Raw genomic sequence first — 2,772 nt, forward strand, 5'->3', positions numbered from 1 at the left:
GTGGTAGTGACTACCGATGAAGATAAACAACAGATGGAGGAATTTAACTCTCAAGCAAAAGTAACAATTATTGCTAATGGCGTTGATTTAGATACCTTTCCCTATCGAGAGCAAGACACCGCAGGGCATAGTATAGTATTTGTTGGTGGTTTAGATTACTTTGTTAACATAGATGCTGCTTGCTTTTTCAGTCAGGAAGTTTTTCCCCTGATACAAAAGCAATTCAGTAATGCTACCCTCACCTTAGTGGGTTCTAAACCCTCTGCTGAAGTAAAAGCCCTCACGAAACAAAATTCTGCCATCACCGTAACAGGAAGAGTCCCGTCAATAGCTGAATATCTCCATCAAGCAACTGTCGCCGTTGCACCCTTAAGGACTGGATTTGGGATGAAAATTAAAACTTTAGAATATATGAGTGCAGGTATACCAGTAGTAGGCAGCGATCGCGGTTTGGAAGGAATTCCTGTAGATGATGCAGATGTTCCTCTACGAGCTTTAAGAGCCAACAATGTTTCAGAATACGTTACAGCCATTACTCGTCTTTTCAATGAACCCGAATTACGAACCACTCTATCCACTAATGGGAGACAAATGATCGAACAAGAATACACTTGGCTCAATTTATCTCGTCAGTATGAAAAAGTAATTATTATTTAATCGTTTTTGATTGATGGGTTTGATGTTTTTTGATTGACTCGTTGCTGATTGATTACTAATTACAAAAAAACTGGCTACTTTATACTTACTTCATTCCTCATAATTCATCCTTCATCCTTCATCGTTACTCGTTACTCGTTACAATTAAACAAAACAGCAACAGAATATAAAACTCGATGATCCCAACAGTTATTGAATCTTCAGGTCGTGGCGATCGCGCTTTTGACATTTACTCTCGCTTACTTAGAGAAAGAATTGTCTTTCTTGGACAACAAGTTGATGATGAAATTGCTAATTTAGTAGTAGCGCAACTGTTGTATTTAGAAGCAGAAGACGCAGACAAAGATATTTATCTCTACATCAACTCTCCTGGTGGCTCAGTTTCGGCTGGTATGGGTATGTTTGATACCATGAATCAAATTAAACCTGATGTCTGTACTATTTGTATTGGTTTAGCAGCTTCTATGGGAGCATTTTTACTTAGTGCGGGTCAAAAAGGCAAACGCATGAGTTTACCCAACTCGCGCATCATGATTCACCAACCTCTAGGGGGTGCGCAAGGACAAGCCACAGATATCGAAATTCAAGCCAAAGAAATTTTATATCTTAAAAACAAGCTTAACAATCATTTAGCAGACCATACAGGACAACCTTTATCAAAAATTGAAGAAGATACCGAAAGAGATTTCTTTATGTCCGCCGAAGAATCCAAAGATTATGGTTTAATCGACCAGGTAATTAGTCGCAAACCTTCGGCAACTAATCCTCCACAAACTGTTTCCTAATTTATTGTAGGGTGGGCGACGCGTCTATCACGGATACCGCCACGCATAAAGGAAGTCCTAAAGGACGACACGAAGTTAGTGCTTTAGCATACCGCTATGCGACCGAAGGAAGTCCTTTAGGGCATATACTTTAGTGCAATGCCCACCTTTTTTTGTATCAATTATTAAATAGTTTTTTTTAATTATTAATATTAGATCGAGTATCTAGTAAATTGAGGCAGATATAGCGAAGCTATCATCAGGGGTAATCTAGCTTGAAACGCTTGTTCTACAGAGGTTTCAAAACTTACTTTTTGCGATCACTGCCAAATAAAAAGCATCTCTTTATGCTAGGGGATATAGAAATTGAACTTTCCTCATGTTGAATCTTATCCCTCCAATTAGTGCGATCATCGTCGATCATGAAAATATTCCTGTAAGCCAAGAATTAGAAAAGCTGGTTCAATCCCAGGCTGAACACCCTTTGCGAATCAAAATAGCGATTGCTAATTTTACGAACAGGGAGAAGTGTACGAAAAGATTACATAAAGAGGGATATGTCCAGTTAAATGTTCCTCAATTTACTAATTCTGCTGATGCTCAGGTGATAATAGCGGGCTGTTTCTTTTTCCTCTCTCATCCAAATCTAAAACAGATTTTTATCTGTTCCAAAGACAGAATATTTGAACATTTGAAAAATGCTTTATTTAAGTTTGGTATTGAGGTGATTCTTGTTAATGAGAATCCTTTGGAATCAGCCAAAGATAATATTAAGAACGAGAAGAAGAAAAAAAGTAAAAAGAAATCTGATATTAGCTTGGAAAAAAAGATATTAATTGTGCTTGAAGAAGTGGCTAAAAAACAAGGTAAAAAGCAAGTTTTATTAACTCATATTTGTACTGAATTTTCCAAAAAATATGGTGAAAAAATTACTATTTCTATAAAGAAAAATCATTCTAATATTAGATTAGTCACTTATCTAAAGCAACATAATTTTGTGTTGCTTTTAGATGATAAACAGAGGTATTGTCTGTCAGTTGGGTAAGAACTAACAAACATAACATAAGGAGTAATCTGGAAGACTTTGCAGCTTTCAGTGTTTGAAACAGTAAAAATTAAAATTACTCTCAACCCAACATTGCTATAATTCAAGAATTATATGTTCTTCAGCAATGTACCTGTTTTGACGAAAATTACTAATTTTGCAGAAACTACTCAAAGACTGCAAAAATCCACCTCTCTTGAGATCGCTAAAATATAGTTTTGAAATGCTTACACAGTAAGCGTTCTAGGCTAGATTGTCTCTCATAACAGTTCTGCTAGTTTTGACCCAAATTATGCGGATAAAAAA

The 2,772-nt window shown here is 36.3% G+C and carries 3 protein-coding genes; all 3 read left to right on the forward strand.

Translation table 11 applies throughout. The annotated features are described in order from the left end of the window. A partial coding sequence (locus H1P_RS32540) for a glycosyltransferase family 4 protein (RefSeq protein ID WP_144875509.1) occupies positions 1 to 657 on the forward strand: 657 nt, incomplete at its 5' end. 176 nt (positions 658 to 833) lie between these two features. After that, the gene (gene clpP, locus H1P_RS32545; protein ID WP_144875511.1) at positions 834 to 1,442 is read left to right on the forward strand and encodes an ATP-dependent Clp endopeptidase proteolytic subunit ClpP; all 609 of its coding nucleotides are present in this window, start codon (positions 834 to 836) and stop codon (positions 1,440 to 1,442) included. A gap of 358 nt (positions 1,443 to 1,800) precedes the next feature. Further along, positions 1,801 to 2,466: an NYN domain-containing protein gene (locus H1P_RS32550; protein ID WP_144875513.1), complete on the forward strand. Its 666-nt coding sequence runs from the start codon at positions 1,801 to 1,803 to the stop codon at positions 2,464 to 2,466. Positions 2,467 to 2,772: the final 306 nt, after the last annotated feature.

It is taken from the genome of Hyella patelloides LEGE 07179 (assembly GCF_900659865.1).
Lineage (GTDB): Bacteria > Cyanobacteriota > Cyanobacteriia > Cyanobacteriales > Xenococcaceae > Hyella > Hyella patelloides.